This is a genomic window from Variovorax paradoxus (assembly GCF_029919115.1).
Taxonomy (GTDB): Bacteria; Pseudomonadota; Gammaproteobacteria; order Burkholderiales; family Burkholderiaceae_C; genus Variovorax; species Variovorax paradoxus_O.
In genome coordinates, this window is the sequence record NZ_CP123990.1 from 1,111,791 (window position 1) to 1,130,187 (window position 18,397).

General features: G+C 61.4%; 23 protein-coding genes and 1 other RNA gene. 12 read left to right on the plus strand and 12 right to left on the minus strand.

Annotation, left to right across the window (positions count from 1 at the left end; all coding sequences use genetic code 11):
- A complete protein-coding gene (locus tag QHG62_RS05315) occupies positions 1-588 on the minus strand; it encodes a DUF2059 domain-containing protein (protein WP_281149807.1) in 588 nt (195 codons plus the stop codon).
- Entirely contained in the window at positions 585-3,230 is a 2,646-nt protein-coding gene (gyrA, locus tag QHG62_RS05320; protein ID WP_281149808.1) for a DNA gyrase subunit A, read from the minus strand. The genes QHG62_RS05315 and gyrA overlap by 4 nt, the downstream gene beginning before the upstream one ends.
- 223 nt (positions 3,231-3,453) lie before the next feature.
- Here gyrA and ompA point away from each other — a divergent pair, with 223 nt between their 5' ends.
- The 4 genes from ompA (at position 3,454) to ssrA (ending at position 6,026) form a co-directional block, all read left to right on the plus strand.
- Positions 3,454-4,107 (plus strand): outer membrane protein OmpA, encoded by a 654-nt coding sequence (gene ompA, locus QHG62_RS05325; RefSeq protein WP_281149809.1) that lies wholly within the window; start codon positions 3,454-3,456, stop codon positions 4,105-4,107.
- A 125-nt stretch (positions 4,108-4,232) separates the two neighbouring features.
- Positions 4,233-4,964, plus strand: a complete 732-nt coding sequence (gene ubiG / locus QHG62_RS05330) for a bifunctional 2-polyprenyl-6-hydroxyphenol methylase/3-demethylubiquinol 3-O-methyltransferase UbiG (protein WP_281149812.1) — start codon at positions 4,233-4,235, stop codon at positions 4,962-4,964.
- The gene (locus tag QHG62_RS05335; protein ID WP_281149813.1) at positions 4,961-5,629 is read left to right on the plus strand and encodes an HAD-IA family hydrolase; all 669 of its coding nucleotides are present in this window, start codon (positions 4,961-4,963) and stop codon (positions 5,627-5,629) included. The genes ubiG and QHG62_RS05335 overlap by 4 nt, the downstream gene beginning before the upstream one ends.
- A 12-nt stretch (positions 5,630-5,641) precedes the next feature.
- Positions 5,642-6,026: a transfer-messenger RNA gene (gene ssrA / locus QHG62_RS05340) on the plus strand.
- Positions 6,027-6,118: 92 nt separating this feature from the next.
- Here the strand turns inward: ssrA and QHG62_RS05345 are convergent.
- From QHG62_RS05345 to QHG62_RS27775, 7 genes are read right to left on the minus strand one after another with little or no spacing between them, the layout of a single operon-like run.
- Positions 6,119-7,321, minus strand: coding sequence for a tyrosine-type recombinase/integrase (locus QHG62_RS05345; protein WP_281149814.1), 1,203 nt, complete (start codon positions 7,319-7,321; stop codon positions 6,119-6,121).
- Positions 7,318-7,545: a hypothetical protein gene (locus QHG62_RS05350; protein WP_281149816.1), complete on the minus strand. Its 228-nt coding sequence runs from the start codon at positions 7,543-7,545 to the stop codon at positions 7,318-7,320. Before QHG62_RS05350 ends, QHG62_RS05345 begins: the two co-directional genes overlap by 4 nt.
- A complete protein-coding gene (locus QHG62_RS05355) occupies positions 7,542-7,991 on the minus strand; it encodes a ribonuclease H family protein (protein WP_281149817.1) in 450 nt (149 codons plus the stop codon). Before QHG62_RS05355 ends, QHG62_RS05350 begins: the two co-directional genes overlap by 4 nt.
- The gene (locus QHG62_RS05360) at positions 7,988-8,650 is read right to left on the minus strand and encodes a hypothetical protein (RefSeq protein ID WP_281149818.1); all 663 of its coding nucleotides are present in this window, start codon (positions 8,648-8,650) and stop codon (positions 7,988-7,990) included. Before QHG62_RS05360 ends, QHG62_RS05355 begins: the two co-directional genes overlap by 4 nt.
- Positions 8,643-9,140: a hypothetical protein gene (locus QHG62_RS05365; protein WP_281149819.1), complete on the minus strand. Its 498-nt coding sequence runs from the start codon at positions 9,138-9,140 to the stop codon at positions 8,643-8,645. Before QHG62_RS05365 ends, QHG62_RS05360 begins: the two co-directional genes overlap by 8 nt.
- The gene (locus QHG62_RS05370) at positions 9,140-9,976 is read right to left on the minus strand and encodes a hypothetical protein (protein WP_281149820.1); all 837 of its coding nucleotides are present in this window, start codon (positions 9,974-9,976) and stop codon (positions 9,140-9,142) included. Before QHG62_RS05370 ends, QHG62_RS05365 begins: the two co-directional genes overlap by 1 nt.
- Positions 9,966-10,328: an Arc family DNA-binding protein gene (locus QHG62_RS27775; protein WP_432445605.1), complete on the minus strand. Its 363-nt coding sequence runs from the start codon at positions 10,326-10,328 to the stop codon at positions 9,966-9,968. The genes QHG62_RS05370 and QHG62_RS27775 overlap by 11 nt, the downstream gene beginning before the upstream one ends.
- Here QHG62_RS27775 and QHG62_RS05375 point away from each other — a divergent pair.
- On the plus strand, positions 10,300-10,887 hold the full coding sequence (locus tag QHG62_RS05375; protein WP_281149821.1) for a hypothetical protein: 588 nt from the start codon (positions 10,300-10,302) through the stop codon (positions 10,885-10,887). The genes QHG62_RS27775 and QHG62_RS05375 overlap by 29 nt on opposite strands.
- Before the next feature lie 209 nt (positions 10,888-11,096).
- Here the strand turns inward: QHG62_RS05375 and QHG62_RS05380 are convergent, their stop codons facing one another.
- Both QHG62_RS05380 and QHG62_RS05385 read right to left on the minus strand, forming a co-directional pair.
- Positions 11,097-11,786: an SGNH/GDSL hydrolase family protein gene (locus QHG62_RS05380; protein WP_281149823.1), complete on the minus strand. Its 690-nt coding sequence runs from the start codon at positions 11,784-11,786 to the stop codon at positions 11,097-11,099.
- Positions 11,787-11,856: 70 nt separating this feature from the next.
- Positions 11,857-12,543 carry a LexA family protein gene (locus tag QHG62_RS05385; protein ID WP_281149824.1) on the minus strand — a complete coding sequence of 229 codons (687 nt, stop codon included), beginning with the start codon at positions 12,541-12,543 and terminating at the stop codon, positions 11,857-11,859.
- A gap of 377 nt (positions 12,544-12,920) precedes the next feature.
- Between QHG62_RS05385 and QHG62_RS05390 the strand changes: the two genes are divergently transcribed.
- From QHG62_RS05390 to QHG62_RS05420, 7 genes are all read left to right on the plus strand, one after another.
- Positions 12,921-13,061 carry a hypothetical protein gene (locus QHG62_RS05390; RefSeq protein ID WP_281149825.1) on the plus strand — a complete coding sequence of 47 codons (141 nt, stop codon included), beginning with the start codon at positions 12,921-12,923 and terminating at the stop codon, positions 13,059-13,061.
- Between the two features lie 48 nt (positions 13,062-13,109).
- Positions 13,110-13,376, plus strand: coding sequence for a hypothetical protein (locus QHG62_RS05395; RefSeq protein WP_258507238.1), 267 nt, complete (start codon positions 13,110-13,112; stop codon positions 13,374-13,376).
- Positions 13,377-13,485: 109 nt separating this feature from the next.
- A complete protein-coding gene (locus QHG62_RS05400; RefSeq protein WP_281149826.1) occupies positions 13,486-14,481 on the plus strand; it encodes a hypothetical protein in 996 nt (331 codons plus the stop codon).
- Entirely contained in the window at positions 14,478-16,298 is a 1,821-nt protein-coding gene (locus tag QHG62_RS05405) for a toprim domain-containing protein (protein WP_281149828.1), read from the plus strand. The genes QHG62_RS05400 and QHG62_RS05405 overlap by 4 nt, the downstream gene beginning before the upstream one ends.
- Before the next feature lie 94 nt (positions 16,299-16,392).
- Positions 16,393-16,632, plus strand: coding sequence for a hypothetical protein (locus QHG62_RS05410; RefSeq protein ID WP_281149830.1), 240 nt, complete (start codon positions 16,393-16,395; stop codon positions 16,630-16,632).
- A gap of 30 nt (positions 16,633-16,662) precedes the next feature.
- Positions 16,663-16,917: a hypothetical protein gene (locus tag QHG62_RS05415; RefSeq protein WP_281149831.1), complete on the plus strand. Its 255-nt coding sequence runs from the start codon at positions 16,663-16,665 to the stop codon at positions 16,915-16,917.
- Positions 16,914-17,456 (plus strand): hypothetical protein, encoded by a 543-nt coding sequence (locus QHG62_RS05420; RefSeq protein WP_281149832.1) that lies wholly within the window; start codon positions 16,914-16,916, stop codon positions 17,454-17,456. Before QHG62_RS05415 ends, QHG62_RS05420 begins: the two co-directional genes overlap by 4 nt.
- A gap of 114 nt (positions 17,457-17,570) precedes the next feature.
- On the opposite strand, the gene QHG62_RS05425 is transcribed toward QHG62_RS05420, so the two are convergent.
- Complete coding sequence (locus QHG62_RS05425; RefSeq protein ID WP_281149833.1) at positions 17,571-18,326, minus strand: helix-turn-helix domain-containing protein; 756 nt, start codon at positions 18,324-18,326, stop codon at positions 17,571-17,573.
- Positions 18,327-18,397 lie beyond the last annotated feature (71 nt).

Below are 18,397 nucleotides of genomic sequence, written 5' to 3' on the forward strand. Positions count from 1 at the left end.
TCACTTCTTGGCGGGAGCCTTGGCCGGGGCCTTGGCGGGAGCGCCGCCTTGCTGGCCGCCGGTGGGTGCACCGAGTGCCTTGGCCACGTTTTCGTCGAGCGCGCGCATCTTCGGTTCGATGGTGGCGCGCGTTTCGGTCACGAGCTTTTCGGTCAGCGCGGTCTGCATCTTGGGATTGAGGTCCTGGTACTTCTTGCTGAGCGGCGAATTGATCCAGGCCAAGAGCTGCTTGAGTTCGTCTTCGGTGAAGTTCTGCTCGAGCAGCGGGGTCAGGGCAACCGGTGCCAGCTGCACGGCCTTGTCGCGCACGATCGGGTAGGCGTCGTCGAAATACTTCTTGAGCTCGGCGTCGGCAGCCTTGGCGGCCGATTCGCGCTTGGCTTCGGGTACCTGCGTTTGCAGGTACTGCGAGCCGGCCTGGGCAATCGGGGAGCTCGACTGTTCGACCAGGCCGCGCGCCAGCGATTCGATGCCGGGGCGCTGCACGTCGATGAACTGCTTGATGAGCGCAGCTTTGTCCTGGGCCATGGCGGCCATCGAGCTGCCAGCCAGGGCGACAGTCAGAAGTGCGAGCTTGAATTTTTTCACTGAGGGTTCTCCGTTGAAGATGTGGAAGTATCGTCTGCGCCCGGCTCGATCTCGCCGTTGGCGTCGTTCTCGACGATACGCTGTAGCCCGCTTAGTTTGGCGCCTTCGTCGAGCCCGATCAGCGTGACGCCTTGCGTTGCGCGACCTAGTTCACGAATCTCGGCAACCCGGGTGCGCACAAGCACGCCCTTGTCGGTGATGAGCATGATCTCATCGTCCGCATGCACGAGGGTGGCGGCAACGACCTTGCCGTTGCGCTCACTCTGTTGAATCGCAATCATGCCTTTGGTTCCGCGGCCATGACGCGTGTACTCGGTAATGCTTGTACGCTTTCCGTAACCATTTTCTGTGGCCGTGAGCACGCTTTGCTGCTCGTCCTCGGCCACCAGCATGGCGATGACGCCTTGCCCCGGGTCGAGCGACATGCCGCGCACGCCGCGCGCATTGCGGCCCAGCGGACGCACGTCTTCTTCGTCGAAGCGCACGGCCTTGCCGCCGTCGCTGAACAGCATCACGTCGTGCTTGCCGTCGGTAAGCGCCGCGCCGATGAGGTAGTCGCCCTCGTCGAGGTTCACGGCAATGATGCCGCCCTTGCGGGGGTTGTTGAATTCGTCGAGCGTGGTCTTCTTGACCGTGCCCATCGAGGTTGCCATGAACACATACTGGTCGGCCGGAAAGTTGCGCTTCTCGCCGGTGAGCGCGAGCGCCACGTTGATCTTCTCGCCTTCCTGCAGCGGGAACATGTTGACGATGGGCCGGCCGCGCGACCCGCGGGAGCCCGCCGGCACTTCCCACACCTTCAGCCAGTACAGCCGGCCGCGGTTGGAGAAGCACAGGATGTAGTCGTGCGTGTTGGCAATGAAGAGCTGGTCGATCCAGTCGTCTTCCTTGGTCACGGTGGCTTGCTTGCCGCGGCCGCCGCGCTTTTGTGCACGGTATTCGTTCAGCGGCTGGCTCTTGATGTAGCCGCTGTGCGAAAGCGTGACCACCATGTCGGTGGGTGTGATCAGGTCTTCGGTCGAGAGGTCGTAGGCGCTGTGCTCGACCAGGCTGCGGCGTGCGCCGAGCTTCGACTGGCCGAACTCCTGCTTGATGGTGCCGAGCTCTTCGCCAATGATGACCGAGACGCGCTCGGGCTTGGCCAGGATGTCGAGCAGGTCGTCGATCTCGGCCATGACCTCCTTGTATTCGGCAACGATCTTGTCCTGCTCGAGGCCGGTGAGGCGTTGCAGGCGCATCTGCAGGATTTCTTGCGCCTGGGTTTCCGAAAGGCGGTAGAGGCCGTCTGAACCCATGCCGAACTCGCGCTCCAGGCCTTCAGGCCGGTAGTCGTCGGCGTTGACCACCCCGCCGTCGGCGCGCGAACGGGTGAGCATTTCGCGCACCAGCTTGCTGTCCCAGCTGCGGGTCATGAGCTCGGCCTTGGCAACAGGCGGAGTGGGCGACTCGCGGATGATGCGGATGAACTCGTCGATATTGGCCAGCGCCACCGCCAGGCCTTCGAGCACGTGGCCGCGCTCGCGGGCCTTGCGCAGGGTGAAGACCGTGCGGCGCGTCACCACTTCGCGGCGGTGCTGCAGGAAGACCTCGATCAGGTCCTTCAGGTTGCACAGCTTGGGCTGGCCGTCGACCAGCGCCACCATGTTGATGCCGAAGGTGTCCTGCAGCTGCGTCTGCTTGTAGAGGTTGTTGAGCACCACCTCGGGCACTTCGCCGCGCTTGAGCTCGATCACGAGGCGCATGCCCGACTTGTCGGACTCGTCCTGGATGTGGCTGATGCCTTCGATCTTCTTCTCGTGCACCAGCTCGGCCATGCGCTCCTGCAGCGTCTTCTTGTTGACCTGGTAGGGAAGCTCGTCGACGATGATCGCCTGGCGCTGGCCGCGGTCGATGTCCTCGAAGTGGCACTTGGCACGCATCACCACCTTGCCCCGGCCGGTGCGGTAGCCGTCCCGGACGCCGTTGATGCCGTAAATGATGCCGGCGGTGGGAAAGTCGGGCGCTGGCACGATTTCCATCAGCTCGTCGATGGTGGCCTGCGGATTGCGCAGCATGTGCAGGCAGGCGTCCACAACCTCATTGAGATTGTGCGGCGGGATATTGGTGGCCATGCCCACCGCAATACCGCCGGAGCCATTCACCAGCAAATTGGGCAGTTTGCTCGGCAGAACCTTGGGTTCTTTTTCGGAGCCGTCGTAATTGTCTTGAAAATCGACCGTTTCCTTGTCGATATCGGCCAGCATTTCATGTGCAATTTTGGCCAGGCGGATTTCCGTATACCGCATTGCGGCCGCATTGTCTCCGTCGACCGAGCCGAAGTTACCTTGTCCGTCCACCAGCATATGGCGCATGGAAAAGTCCTGCGCCAGCCGCACGATGGTGTCGTAGACCGACTGGTCCCCGTGCGGGTGGTACTTGCCGATCACGTCGCCCACGATACGGGCGGACTTCTTATATGCCCGGTTCCAGTCGTTGTTGAGCTCGTGCATCGCATACAGCACGCGCCGGTGCACAGGCTTGAGGCCGTCGCGCGCATCGGGAAGCGCTCGGCCCACGATCACGCTCATGGCGTAATCGAGATAGCTGCTGCGCATTTCCTCTTCAAGACTGATGGGCAGGGTTTCTTTGGCGAAGGAGGTCATGAGCGAGAGGCTGGCGGCGGAAGGCGGAATTTTACGCTGTGAGGGGTGTCGTACCGCCGCAACACAAGGCGGCTATTCCGCCTCCGTCCTACGCTTCCGGGGGGCGCTGCAGCCTGTTTGCCAAAGACCCTATGGCACAATCGCCTCAACGTTTTGGGTGGTGGTCACTTAAAGCGTCCTTGATTCGCAGCGCGGCTGCGGCTTTTTCCCCAAGAGGAGAACCATGAAGAAACTGAATAAAGTGGCGATGATGTTTGCAGTCGCTGCGCTCGCCACTGCCGCCGGCGCGCAGACCCGTGTCACCGCTGCGAATGGCGGTCCTACGATCGACAACTGGCAAAACGGCACCGGCGAACTGGTTTGGAAGAACGGCACGAACGAACTGTGCTGGCGTGATGCCAACTGGACGCCGGCTACTGCCGCCGCCGGTTGCGACGGTGCTCTGGTTCCTGCTGCTCCGGCTGCAGTTGCTCCCACCCCGGGCGCACCGACTCCGACGCCTGCACCTCAAGTCGCCGCTTCGAAGGTTACCTTCGCTGCTGACGCATTCTTCGACTTCGACAAGTCGGTTCTCAAGCCTGAAGGTCGCGCAAAGCTGACCGATCTGGTTTCGAAGATCCGTGACGTCAACCTGGAAGTGATCATTGCCGTGGGTCACACCGACTCGATCGGTTCTGACTCCTACAACCAGCGTCTGTCGGTGCGCCGCGCCGAAGCCGTCAAGGCCTTCCTGGTCTCGAAGGGCATCGAACGCAACCGCGTCTACACCGAAGGCAAGGGCGAGAAGCAGCCTGTTGCGGACAACCGCACCAAGGAAGGCCGCGCCAAGAACCGTCGCGTGGAAATCGAAGTGGTTGGCACCCGCGCCACCAAGTGATTCGACTGAATCGCTAAAAAGAACCCCGCTCCGGCGGGGTTTTTTTATGCCTGTCGAATTTCGTTCGGCTGTTTCCAGGTGCTGGCCCATGTTCGCTGGCGCAATCTCCGTTTCATAATCACGGCATGACAGATAACGTGAATGCCGATCCGGCGGAACTCGCCAAGTTTTCGGAACTTGCCCATCGCTGGTGGGATTTGGACAGCGAATTCCGTCCGCTCCACGAAATCAATCCGCTTCGGCTGGAATGGATTGACGGTATTGCGCCGATTTCACAGCGCAAAGTGCTTGATATCGGCTGCGGCGGAGGAATCCTTGCCGATTCGATGGCCCGAAAAGGCGCTGATGTGTTGGGCATCGACTTGGCGAGCAAAGCACTCAAGGTTGCCAAGCTGCATGCGCTTGAGGCCGAAACGAAGGGCGTCAAATACCGCGAAATCAGCGCCGAAGCATTGGCCGCGGAGCAACCGGGCAGTTTCGACGTCGTGACCTGCATGGAAATGCTCGAACATGTGCCAGAGCCGGCTTCGATCGTTCAGGCCTGCGCCACCTTGGTCAAACCCGGCGGCTGGGTGTTCTTTTCGACCATCAACCGCAGCCTGAAGTCTTTCATGCTGGCAATCGTCGGCGCCGAGTATGTTCTGGGCATGTTGCCGCGTGGCACGCACGAGTATGCAAAACTGATCCGTCCCAGCGAACTCGCAGCCCATTGCCGCGCCGCCGGGCTCGACCTGCGGCATACGAGGGGCATGGAGCACAACCCGCTGACCCGGCGCTACTGGCTCAGTGGCGACACCAGCGTCAACTATATGTTCGCAACGCAAAAACCGGCTTCGATAGCAGGATCCCAGGCGTGACGGGGCCAGCAGTGCAAGCCGTGCTGTTCGATCTGGACGGCACCCTGATCGACAGCGCGCCCGATCTGGGCGCAGCGGCCGACAAGATGCGCACCGATCGCGGCCTGGAGTCGTACCCGCTGGAGCGTTACCGCTACATGGCGGGCGCCGGTGCGCGGGGCATGCTCGGTGTGGCCTTCGGCATCACACCCGATGCGCCGGAATTTCCGCAGCTGAGGGAGGAGTTCTTCGTTGCCTACGAAAACCGCATGCTGCTCAACACGCACGTGTTCGACGGCGTGCAGGCGCTCATCGACGCCATCCGCGCGCGCGGGCTGGCGTGGGGCGTGGTTACCAACAAATCGGCCCGCTTTACCGATCCGCTGACCCGCGCCATCCCCCTTTTTGGCAGCGCCGGTGCCATTGTGAGCGGCGACACGACGCCGTTCTCCAAGCCGCATCCCGAGCCCTTGCATGAAGCGGCGCGGCGGCTTGGAATTCCATCCGGCGCCTGCATCTATGTTGGAGACGACGAGCGCGACATCATCGCGGGCCGTGCTGCCGGCATGAAAACCGTGGCGGCAACCTACGGCTACATGGGGCCGCAAGCCGACGCCACCCTCTGGGAAGCGGACGCCGCAATTTCTTCGCCCATGGAGCTCTTGCAGTTTCTCAACCCGGCCTAAAATAGCTTCCTTGGGGCTGCACTGGTTTCGACGTGGGTTCGGAGTCGCAGCGGGGCATGTCGAGCTGAATGCGCTCGTAAAACAGATTCAAACAAACTAACTGCAAACGACGAACGTTTCGCACTCGCTGCTTAATTGCCAGTGAGCCTTGCAACAGTTGGCCGATGGGCTGGGCAAGGGGGTCTGGAGCAATCCTGACCTCCCGGCTGCAAGGATAATTACATGGGCTGGCTCCGATCCGGGTACCTTGGGTCGGGGCGAGAAAATAGGGTACTGGCGTCCGGTTTAGCGTGTGACTGCGCGACTCCGGAAGCGAGACTTAAATCAGATCACTAAACATGTAGAACTGCGCGATGAAGGCTTGCGGACGGGGGTTCAAATCCCCCCAGCTCCACCATATTCCAAGGGCTAGGTCCAATAAAATCAAGGACTTAGGGTAAGAGGCTCCGTCCTCTACCGTCCCTTTCCGTCTCACGATTCACACGTTTTTCACTCGCGTTTCGCACCTGAATCGCACGTGTCGTCGATCTCGGGCAGGCCTGGCAGACACTGCCGGCCGTAGCGAAGTGCAGGGCGGTCGAAGCCCAACTCCGCACCCTGTTCGACCCAGCGGCCATAGTGCCGGATCACCATCTCGGTTGATTCGTGGCCTAAGAGCTTGGCGATGTACGCCGGGTTCTCTCCTTGGCTCAGCAGATGGCTTGCAAAAGTGTGCCTCATTTGATAGGGGTTGCGATAGCGCGCCTTGACCCGCTTGCAGGTGCGCTGCCACAGCCTCAGCAGCGACTGATCGGTCCATTCCCCTTCCGTGCGGGGATTTAGGAACACCCGGCCCTGGGCAGCTTCGACGGCTGCGAGCTGCGCCTGCAAGGCCTGGCGCGCCGCCAGCAACAAGGGGATGGTGCGGACCCCCGCTTTCGTCTTTGTTCCCTTCTCCTGTCCATCGACCACCGCCTTGTCGATGCGGACCGTCTTGGCCACGAGATCAACGTCCGGCCAGGTGATGGCGATCAACTCGCTGGTACGGACCCCGGAGAACGCCCAGAACTGGAACGCGTGCCGTTCGGCGTCCCGCATCGAGGTGAGCAGGGTAAGCAGTTCCTCCATGGTGTACGGGTCCGGCGCGTAGTCCGTCGAGAGCGTGTCCCGCGGCAGGATCCTCGCGATCTTCAGACGGTCCAACGGGTTGAACGCGATGGCCTCATCGGCCACCGCCTCGGAGAGCGCATTCCGGAGTGGAAGCAGCAGATTGCTCATCCGTTTCCGTGTGACGTGCTGCAGGGCAATCCAATCGCGCAATGTGCCGGCGCTCAGGGACCCGACCTGCAGGTCCCCGAACTGCGGGATCAGAACGTTGTCGATGGCCTTGCGGTAGCCATTCCATGTGCTCGGCTGCAACGAGGCTTTCGAACGTGTCTTGTAGCCCTCCAGAAGCTCCTTCACGCTGGTCGTCTTGCCGGCGCCGTGGCCGAAGATCCGGCAGCGTGGTGAGGTGGGAAAATATTCGTCGTACCGGAACAGCCCGCGTTCGATCTTGCCGAGGATTTCGGCGCGCAATCGCTCGGCGTAGAGCAGGTTCGGGCGCGTGCCTGGCAGATCGACGATCTCCCGGCACTGGACCCCTTTAAAGCTGAACGCAAGGCGGATGACTTCCTTCTTCTTGCGCTTGATGACGGTGATGCCAACGCTCACGCTCGAGCCTTCTTCCGCGGCACCTCGACGGGCCGGCCTGCCGCCCAGGCGTTCACGGCGCCAACGTTGACCCAGAGCTGTTTGCTGCCGACCGGCTGCCGGACGTGCACGTCGCGCAGCCAGTGCCCGCTGCGGACCCGCTTATCCACTGCATCGGCCGTCTCGCCGAACAGCTCGCAGTAGCGATTCATCGGAACCCATTCGAGGGCGATTGAGGCCGTCATGCGGTAACTCCCATGCGCGCGGCCTCAGCGAGCCCATCAGCGCGTTCGTTGCCAACGTGTCCGGCGTGGCCCTTGACCCAGCGCACCTCGTGCTGACGCTGGCGCGCGATCACCATCACTTGCCAGAGATCGGCGTTCATCACGTCGCAGATCTTCTTGGTGGTTTTGTCCTTGCGCGTCCAGCCGTTGCGTTGCCACTTGGCGGACCACAGATTGAGGCCATCGACCACATAGCGGCTGTCGCTGTGCAGCACGGCCGGGCGGTCGCCAAGCCACAGCAGGGCGCGCAGCATGGCTGTTTGCTCCATGCGGTTGCTCGAGGTGAGGCCATCAGCCTTGCCGCTGAAGGTGCACAACTCGCGGCCGTTCTCGTACACGACGAAGCTCCAGCCGCCATGGGCGCTCGGGTTGGGCCAGCACGACCCATCGGTGTAGATCTCGATCATGCGAGGCTCCGAATCGAGAAGCCGATTTCCCGGCGAGCGCCGGCACCAGACACGAGGCGAAGGTGGCTCAATGCGCCGGACTTCGCCCGCACTTCATGCGCGGGGTAGAAGAACTCTTTCCCGCTTTCATGGATGCGGCATGTGTAGCCGGGGATGTATTCGGTCCGGTTGTCTCCATCGACAAATTCGCCGTCCTCCACAGAAACGCGGCGCAGCTTGAACTCGCCAGTGACCGTGGCCGCCCGACCGTTGGCGAAAACCTCTGCGCCAGGCAGCAACGCGGCGCTGGCTTTGTAGTCCATCGCTCGCACTGCGTCGAACCCTGGATCTTTCTTCGGTGTGGCTCGAGCCAGTTCTTCGACCGCTTGCCTGCGCGCTTCCACGCGGCGGGCGCGCTCGGCGTCCGCAATGCCTTTCGTCACGATCAGGGAAGTTGCATGCCGAGATACCTGCATCCAACGATCATCGTGTTTGCCCTTGAAGCGCCGGCCATCAACCTTCACGCCGTCAACGAAGGTCTGAGAGGTATTGGTCGGAATGTGGTCGGCGGTGATAACGCCCGCTGCGATCAGGGCGTCGGGCTTGCCCTGGTAGCGGTCGCCGCTCACGCCTGCATCGAAGGCGATGCCGGGAGCCTGGTTGTTCTTGGGTTCACGCATTTTGCTGCCCCCAGTGCGCCTGAACGCCTGCGTTGGTCTGGTCGATGCACTCTTGTGCAGCGCTCAGGTAGTCAACGATGTACTGATCGCTGAAAGCGTCGTACTCGAAGCCTCCCGCGAAGCCGATCCGCTCCAGCAGCGCGACGATGGCCTGCGCTTCGAAGATCCGGGGGCGCACCTCGTCGGGTAGCTTGCCCTCAATTTCGGTGATTTCGTTGTAGGCCCTGGTCAGCTGGTGGTCCGCGTGCTGCACCAGACCCATGATCATTTCGCTCGTGGCACGGCCGCGCACGTCATCAAGCGAGCTTTGCCCGCTGAACACATGGATCAACATCGAGAGCATCGATCCTGCATGCGCAAGGTGGCTCGTGATGGCGTCCATTTGGTGGACTGCGAGCGCGGCGGGAAGATCTTGCTTCAACACCTCAGGTGCCCTGACCTGGCGCGCCTCGGCGCCCCTGCGGGTGGTTCTTTCGGCAAGGGCTTCCATTAGTTCACCCCCACGATAGCGTCGTCGAGGGAGGTCTTGGCCAATTCCAAGAGACGCAGCGCACCGTGCAACGCAACATCGTCGTGTTCCCGAAGCGTCACTTCGAGTACGGCGATGGCGCTCGCAAAAGGGGCCGAGGCGTCTTCGCACATTTCCAAGTCGCGGGCGTAGACGCCTGCGCCGAGTTCGTTATGCGCGTACTCAACCACGCGCAAGGCACCATAGAGCAGTTCGGAATCTACGGCGTGCAGGCGCGCTCGGATGATGGCGATCACCTCGCCGGCCATGCAGTAGGAGTTGTCTTCGATCCTGGAGGCCTGAAAGAGCGCGCTCTTCTCTTCGTCGGTCTGCCCTTCTTGGAGAGGCAGCGCCTTCACAGCGTCGTTCACCGGATCGAGAGCCTCTAGAGAGGCGTCCAACAGTTCAAACGCGCCTTCGAGCGGGTGCTGCAAGATGGTCCCTTCGGCGAGCTTGACCGCGGCATGGATGCACGCCATAGGCACAAACAAGCTCTCGTAGAGGCGCCCGGCGTCTTCTTGCGTGAGGTCTTCACGCTGGATGGTGTGCAGGGGCGCGACCATCACCGAATGGCAGATGTGATCGAGCAGCTTTTCGATGTATTCGCCGCTTCCAGCTGCATCGAAGGCCATCTCAAGCTGGCGGTCTGCTTCGACCATCCAGCGGCGAATGTCCGAGATGGCGACTAAGGGGGCTTGGGGCTCGTTCTCGATTGGCGCGCGGGCCTTGTCGGGTGTAGAGGTCCGGGGCTTGGTGACAGCCGTTACCGCTTCAGTGACAGCTGTTGCGGCCCTACGTGAGTGGGTGTTAGCATTCATGTCGTGTTCCGTCTTCTTTGCTAGGGGTCGATTCACATGAAGGGGCCACCGTTGGCGCGGTGTGCCCCTTCGCCTTTTCTGCCTCCGCAATTCCGTTGGCGCGGGATTGCTGAAGGCGTGAAACCAGTTCCTTGTTGAGCGATCTGAGGTTCTGGCCGGCCTGCTTGCGCAGGACATCAGCCAATTCCTTTGGGATCCGCAATGTCAGCCGTAGGTGGCCATCCGGGGGGAGTGACATAAAAATGGTGTCAGAGGCTGCATTCTGAAAGTGACACCGCAATGGTGTCAAGAGGTGTGACACTGTTTTGGTGTAAATTGTCTGCATGGAAGACGAAGACCGATACACACGCATCACCTTGCGAATTCCCAAGGATCTGCATACCCAACTTTCGGACGAAGCTGATCGAACGTCCAAGAGCCTTAATGCTGAGATCGTTGACCGCCTCAGTCGAACGTTCCAAGGGGATGACACGGCAAAGCTGATGCGGAGCAACACTGTGCTGCTTCGTGCGCTTGCTGATTTCGTCCTGCTCCGGCACAAGCATCCAGAAGTCATGGTCACCATGGAGGAACCGATTCTTTCGATGGCACAAGCCGTGAAGGAGACGAAGGACGACACGCTGATCATGAAGAGCGCAGAGCCCGGTTACCTGGGGTACATAGATGCCTTGGTCCAGGTCTTGGAGCAAGTGACTGAACAGCTCGGCCCTGGATGGGCAAAGAAAATTCCGGAGGGCCTCGGCACTCCATCGACGGGCATTGATCGTTCTGAAGGCTTTCCTGCCGGCCTCGGATCTCCTTCCGAGAGCCCGCCTGGAGGTGTTCCCGCAGGCCTTGGATCCCCCTCTGAGAGCAGCCAGCCGAAACGGAAGACCAGCTCCATTCGCGGGATCAAGCCGAAGAGAGGGTAATTGGACAGGGCCCAACAATTTGCGTGCTTCAAGTTGGTGTTGCATGCCTCCAAGCCTAGGAGCTTGCGCCGGCAAAAGCGATGAACTAACAGGCAACTTTCGAGTGACTTGAAAGTTGCCTGCAATTCGGCTCATGCCCACCTCTATACGGCGCATAGGGCGAGCGCCAGCAGAAATAGTGGGAAGGACAGCGTTGATGGCGAGGTGCTTCACTTGCCGCACTCCGGTGCCACCTGGTCGAGTGCGCGCACGAGTTGCTCCACAAGCTGCGCCGAACCCTTTTGCAGCGGATGCACGTCATCCGACATATCAGACGCATCGATGACCACCGAGCGCCAGTCCGCGAACGTGGCGCCGTATTCCGTGGCCAACGCCTTCGCGATAGCGTTGTAGGCGTCCGCGTTCACCAGCGGCACGCGCTGCGGCGGTAGACCCGTGATGACAACGACCTTGCCGAGCGCCTTGGTGCGGTCCAACAGGAGGCGCATCGCAGCTTCGTAGGGGTAGGAGTTGCCGGCGTCGTTCACACCGAACTCGATCACCACGATGCGCGAGGCAATCGACTCGTTCACGAAGACTGGTGCTCGTGCGTGGGCGCTGTTGCCTATTACGGACTTGTCCGTGACCACGTAGGCGGGACGCATGCGCTTGATGCCTGCGGCAGGCACCTCGGCGATGGTGGTGAACAGCGACAGCCCACCGCTTGCTATGGAGTCGCCTTCGAGCTGCAGCGTGCAATCAACCGTTGGCGCGGCTGGTGCTGCTGGAGCTGAAGGGATGCCGACGATGGGCAGTGCGACACCGCCAGAACTGCCGCCACCACCGCCGCCGCAACCTGCGCAGAGGCAGGCTACGGCGACGGCTGAAAAAGTGGCCGCGTGGGCCGGGTAAATGTTCACGTTCGCTCCGTCTTGCTAGGGACGGAGCGAGTTTAACCATAGTTAAAGAAAACAAGCAACTAAGGTTGAATTAATTTGTCCACTGGCCGATGAGTATCCCCATGACGGTGAATGAATTTCGAATGGGCTCGTGCTGCGGGTTGAGCGGAGCAAGCCAGCGGCGCGCGCCCTCCTGCTTGTAGATCTTGAACGTAACCTCGTCCGACCCTATGAGTTTGGCCAGGATGGGTGCGCCGTCGCTCGGCTTGCCGTTGTCTCGCAAAGGATCGAAGTAGAGGTGGCTCCCCGGACGGTAAGACTGCATGCTCCCATGCGGAGCTACCATGCTGTCGCCCTGAGCGATGACACAGAAGGTCTCGTTGCTACAACTGATCGGGACGATGGTGAACTCGTTGCCTTCAGGTCGAGATTGCCACTCTGAGACTCCTTTCCAGGTGGACAAAGATTCCCATGGGACCAGCGGAACCATATGCGCTTCCTCTTGCCGCTTTAGTTCCATGGAGCCTTCGCCAGTAGCAAGCCATCGCGCATCCACACAGAGAAAGTCAGCGGCTTTGGAGTTGTTGTAGGCCGACAAACTATTCGTAGTGCCGTCAACGGCCTTGCTTACCGCTTGGTAAGACACCCCAATCGCCGCGGCCAGAGCAGACACGGAGACGTTCGCATACTTCATTGCCTCGGTGAGGCGCGTTTTGTAATCAACCATGGTTGAATGATAGGGTAAATCCATTGGCGCATGGTTGCGGTTGATATGCAACTATGCTCCAATCCGCGGATGGACAAGCATCACGCAATTGAACTGTTGGGTGGGTCGGTGGCAGCCGCCGCGAAGGCGGTGGGAGTCTCGTACTCGGCTGTTTACAAATGGCCTGACATCCTTCCTCAGCGAATAGTGGACCGCGTAGAAGCCGCCGCAGCAAGGATCCGCGGGCCTGAGCTCACGGCAGCAGGCTCGGAGCGCTGATGGTTCATCCATTTGCTTGGCGTCGGCGCGAAAAGGCCGCAAAGCCCCCCGCGAGCGGGCGGGCAGATCTTCGGCTTCATGTTGCGCTGCGGCGCTGCATGGGGGCCTTCGGCGTCACGTTTACGGCGTGTGCCACGAAGCGTACTTCCACATCCCCATCAAGCCAGCGCATGTCCAAGCGTGTCGTCCGCAGCGTGGTGCGCGCGGGCTCACCTGGCGTGGGGTTCGCATTGGTCGTGATGCTGCTGCGCGAGCTGCTGTGGATCAGGTCCGGGTCATGCGCTGGGGCTCGCTTGGAGCTGGTCGGGTAAGTCATGTCTGCAGTCTCGCCAACCCCCTTTGAAAGAGCCAGAAAAGGCATGCAGCTCGCTTTGCGCGCACTGCAAGAGCCTGGGAAGGCCGGCGCTCTCGCCGTTTCCATGGGGCTTAGCGACTCGACTGTGAGCCGCATCAAGACCGAGCGCCTCGAAGAGGTTCTTCTGTTCCTGGCGCACCTCGGCATCAAGGCGGTGCCGTCCGAATACCAGTGCGTGGACCCGAAGACCTTTGCGGCCTTTGAGGTGCTTTACGCCAAGGCGATGAGCCAGACCACCCCCGCAAAACTGATCTTCGAGGACGCCGACTGATGCGCCGCGCACTTCTGTGGTTCGTCCACTTCATTTACTGGCTGCGGGTGCACCGCGGAAATTTCAGCAATGCCCGCTGGGCAACCGATCACGAAATGGGAGCTTGGCGATGACCAGCGATGCACGGATCTCTACGGGGCTGCCCGGCCATCCGAAGACAAAGAAATTGATTCGACGTGTTGGGGCTGCGGGCGCATGGCATCTCGTCTGCCTCTTCCTCTGGACCGCGGACAACCGGAGCGACGGTGCTTTGACGGGCATGAGTGATGAGGACATCGAACTCGCCGTTGACTGGACAGGAGAAGAGGGCGCCTTCGTGCGTGAGCTCGTGACAGTTGGCTTTCTCGATGGAGTGGAAGGCGAGCGCTCGATCCATGATTGGGAAGAGCACAACCCTTGGGCGGCGGGCAGCGATGCGCGTTCGGAGAAGTCCCGCTACGCTGCCCTGTGCAAGCAACACGGACGCGCAGAGGCTGCCAGGAAGATGCCCGAGTACGCCGCGCGCTTGCTTGCCGCAGTGCCAAATAGTGCCAGTGGCACTGCCCCTGGCAAGCTAGTAGCAGTGCCCAAACCTGCTACGGGCATGCCACCCGCTGAATCTGGCAGTGCCCCGTCTCCGTCTCCGTCTCCGTTACCGTCTCCGTTACCGTCTCCAAAGAAAGAACCTGACGGTTCTTTTTGCGCCGAGCCGGAAGCCGGCTGCGACGCAGCAGCATCGCCGACCGTGGTCTTGATCCCGTTGATCGACGGCAGCGACTTCGCGGTGAAGGCGTCCGACGTGCAGGAGTGGCAGCAAGCGTACCCGAGCGTCGATGTCGTCGGCGAGCTGCTCCGGGCTCGGATCTGGTGCAAGGACAACCCGGCAAAGCGAAAAACCGCGAAAGGGGTCCGGCGCTTCCTGTCGGGCTGGCTCGGCAAGGAGCAGGACCGCGGCGGATCGAAGTCCTCGCCGTCCGCCACGGCAGTGCCGCTCATCGACGGAGTTGCGTGGTGGAAGGCGGCCGGGTTCACCCACATCGCAGAGGCGCAGAACGAGCGCTGCCACCTCGGCAATTTCCGTGAATTCCGCGACGGCAAGCGCGTGCCGCAGGAGGCGACCGCGTGAACGCTGCCGAGGCAAAGCAGATGCTGGCCAGTCAAGCCGCCGAGATCGCACGCATGCTGCTGCCACAGGGCAAGCAGCGCGGCAGCGAGTGGAAGGCCGGCAACGCCAACGGCGAGCCGGGCGACAGCCTCTCGGTGTGCATCCGGGGTCACAAGGCGGGTGTGTGGTCCGACTTCGCGAGCGGCCAGGCGGGCGACCTGATCGACCTGTGGATGGCCTGTCGCGGGCAGTCCATGGCCGAGGCGATGAAGGACATCAAGCGGCATTTCGGCATCCGCGACGACTTCCCGCGTCCACCCGAAAAGACCTTCCGCCGACCGGAGAGCCCGCGTGCGCCGGCTGCGAAAGCCCGGGCTGCCGAATGGCTGATGGGCCGCGGGCTGACCGAGGAAACGATTCGCGCCTTCAAGGTCGCCGAGCAGGTGCAGCACGGCAAAACTTACGCCGTCTTTCCGTTCATCGATGAGCACGGCGAGCTCATCAACATCAAGTATCGGAACCCGGACGAGAAGAAGGACATGCGCCAGGAGCCCGGCGCGGCGCCATGCCTTTTCGGGTGGCACCTGATCGATCCGAAAGCGCGCACGGTCACCATCACCGAAGGCGAGATCGACGCTATGACCCTGCACCAGATGCGCGTGCCGGCGCTGTCCGTCAATCAAGGCGCGGGCAACCACCAGTGGATCGAACACGACTGGGAAAAGCTTGAGCGCTTCGACGACATCCTGATCTGCTTCGACAACGACGAGGCCGGCGACAAGGGCGCGGCCGAGGTCATCAACCGCTTGGGCGTGGAGCGCTGCCGCCGTGTACGGCTCGGCGCCAAGGACGCCAACCAGTGGCTGCAGGATGGCGCCGAGCCCGTGGATTTTCAGCAGGCGATGGAAGATGCGCGTCCGCTGGACCCTGACGAGTTGCGCAACGCCAACGACTACACCGCCGCCGTCGAAGCGCTGTTCTACCCGCCACCCGGGGCGCCGCTTGATCCGGCCCTGTACATCGACAAGGAACTCGAATGGTTCCGCTTCCGGCTCGCCGAGTACACCTGCTGGACCGGCATCAACGGCCACGGCAAGAGCCTGATGCTCGACCAGATCCTGCTCGGCTTGATGCTGCAGGGCGAGCGCGTCGTGATCTTCTCCGGGGAAATGGGTGCCGCCCGCCACCTGAAGCGCCTGCACAAGCAGGCCAGCGGCCAGGACAGACCGACCCGCGAATACATCCGCGCGATTGGCGCCTGGTTCCGTGAGCGGCTGTGGCTGTTCGACCTCGTGGGCGTAGCGAAGCTCGACCGACTGCTTGAGGTGTTCGCCTATGCCGCGCGTCGGTATGGCGTCCGCCATTTCGTCATCGACAGCTTGATGATGATCGACGTGCCGCAGGACGGACCCGGCGCGATCACCAAGCAGAACGAGGCCGTGCAGAAGCTGGTTTCGTTCAAGAAAACGCACAACGTCCACATCCACCTGGTGGCGCACCCCCGCAAGCTCCGGGACGAAACCGAGGCTCCCGGAAAGATGGAGGTCGCAGGCGCTGGCGGCATCGTCAACGGCGCCGACAACGTGTTCTCGATCTGGCGTGCCCAGAAGGACGAAGCACCAGCGAATCCGAACGACCCCGATGCCCTCGCCAAGTGGCAAGAAGAGCAGGAGGGCATCGACGCCAAGCTGATCCTCAAGAAGCAGCGCGAGGACGGAGTGCAGGACTACACGCTGCGGCTGTGGTTCGACAAGCCCACTCAGCAGTACCGAACCGGACCAAGGAAGTATCCGCTTCGCTTTGTCGAATTCTCAACCCAAGACCAGGAGATGTCATGAGAATGACTGAACGAGCAGTCCAACCGGCTGCGAGCACTCGTCCGCGTAGATGCCGGGAGGGATTGCATTTGTCCAATCCCTTCTGGAGCTTCAAATGGCCGAAGTTTTCACTCTGCTGTGGAATCGCGACTCCAACGCATTTCACGTCGAAACGCTTGAGCGCGCCTGCGCCAACGGCATGCGTCTATTCCATAGCAACATCGAAAGTGGCTGCCGGTTGCTCTTCATTGGCACAAGGGATGAGTGCCTCGCCAAAGCGGACGAGCTACGTCCCATCCGCGAAGAGCGGGATCTCGTGCGGCGCTTGTACAGCCCAGACCAGAACGGAGCCTAGTGCAGCTGGCGGGAACCGCGGGGTTTCCCAATGAGCATGCGCGAATTCGAGCAGTACCTGAAGGCGTCGGATTTCCTCGCCGACACGATGAACGCGCATCGAGCGGCGACGGCCGAAGTCATCGCTGGCTTTGCCACCGTGCTCAAGCGGCGCGGACAGCTGACCGAAGTGGAGATGAACGAGATGCTTCGCAGGCTCGAAGACAGCACCGGCCGGCCATCCATCGACGGGAGTCGCCGCAACCTGGCTGCACGCATCGGTGACAGCCTGAAAGGTCGCGGATGAAAGTCATCGAGCGGTACGCCGCCGCCGTCCGATCCTCCAATCTAGAGATCAACGAGCGCACAACGCGCTCAGACTCCGACGTGCTCGGCGCCATGGGGCTCGCCGCGCGCCAGTTCCCCTTGGCCGTCGCGCTGCAGCGCCTGTTCCTGGGGGATAGCACCGCGGCGCGCGAACTCGTGGAGATCCTGGCTGACGACGCATGGCGGCAGGCGAGGGCGATGCGCGTGAAGCTGAACCGGGTGCAGGCCTACGACCTGGCGCAAGGCTGTGTCGCCTGGCACCGCAACCCGACTTGTGACCATTGCGGCGGGCATGGCGCGACGGTCATTCCCGGCAGTAAGACGCTCGGCGTGCGCTGCAAGCCTTGCAAGGGCACTGGGCGCACTTCGCTAGCCAAGATGTTCAAGGAGCACTCGGAGGTCGCCGACTGGCTGGTTGCGCACATGGAGCGGCATCAAGCGATGGCGGGGCCCGAAGCAATGAAGCAGATTACGGGCTATCTGGAACTGAAGAACTGGTGTGCTGAAGCGGCAAAGTAAAAAGTCTTTACGAGCTCATCGCTTCTGTGCGAAAATTACTCCGCCTGTAGAAATCCCGGGTGAGCCGGGAAAAATAAGAGCAGCCCAACCATTGATGGCGGAGCTGTTTCTGCATCACAGCGTGCGATGCGCGGTTTTCGGAACCAGGCGAGAAATGACCTGCGAAACGACAACGCCAATGATCTCCACCGCTTCGTTGGTGAACTCCAGCGGAGCCGCGTGAGCGGCAGCGCCGATTGCCACCAATGATTGACCGTTGATCCCTGGTTCGCGCGAAACCCGGCGCAGCCCTGGGTTCCCCGTGGTGCCGCGCACCTTGAAAACGACATCTGAGCCAGGCTCAATCTCGTCCGCCGTCCAGACCGCCGTGTTCATGATCACGATGCAGTTCGGCGGATATTCTTCGCTGGCGGGATAGCTGCCAGGGTATCGAGCTGCTCTGCGCTGATCGGTAGTTAGTTTCAGAATGGGCGTGAACGCGCTCATATCCGCGGACTGGTTCGGCGCTTGCGGATTCGCGGAATAGACGGGGGTGTGGCCGAAGCCCGGCGCCAAGGTGTTCCAGTCCTCAACGTAGAGCATTTCGAACCGCGGCAAGCCCGAGGCGCCTGAATTTTTCTGATCGGCAAGGTACTTCAGAGTGTTGAGGTGCTGGCCAGTGGCGAGATATGTCGGATCGACGTGCAGTTGGTCGGCAAGACGTTGCAGAGTGTCCGGGCGAGGGAACATGTCCCCGGTCTCGTACTGTGAGATCGTGCGCTTGGACACCTGGACGTTGCTTGCCAACTCTCGCTGAGTCCAGCCGCGCTGTGTGCGTGCGCCAATGAGTCGCTGAGCGAACTCATTGTTGTGGCCTGTGATGATGTTCATGTGAGTATGATGATGTTGTCGATGATGTATCGATCATAAACATCGTCATAATCCACACAAAAATAATGTTT